This is a genomic window from Pantoea sp. SIMBA_079 (assembly GCF_046940275.1).
GTDB classification, from domain to species: Bacteria; Pseudomonadota; Gammaproteobacteria; order Enterobacterales; family Enterobacteriaceae; genus Pantoea; species Pantoea borealis.
This window is the reverse complement of the sequence record NZ_JAWRYR010000235.1, coordinates 1-276: the sequence shown is the minus strand read 5'-3', so window position 1 is coordinate 276 and position 276 is coordinate 1. Positions and strand designations below refer to the sequence as shown.

General features: G+C 54.3%; 1 protein-coding gene. It reads left to right on the top strand.

What is annotated here, in order from left to right:
• A partial coding sequence (locus SB719_RS19850; RefSeq protein WP_412159691.1) for a membrane dipeptidase occupies window positions 1–276 on the top strand: 276 nt, incomplete at both ends.

Here is a 276-nt window from a genome sequence, read left to right as displayed (position 1 = left end):
CGAAATGGGACAGAGAGCTGTTTGAAGATATGCGCCGCGGCGGGCTGACGGCTGCCAACTGCACGGTCTCCGTATGGGAAGGGTTTCAGGGCACGGTGAATAATATCGTGGAAATGAATAACCTCATTGCGCAGAACGCCGATCTGGTCACCAAAGTGACCAACACCCGCGATATCCGGCGCGCTAAGGATGAAGGCAAAACAGGCATCCTGATGGGCTTCCAGAATGCGCACGCGTTTGAGGATCAGCTGGGCTACATTAAGGTGTTCAAAGAGC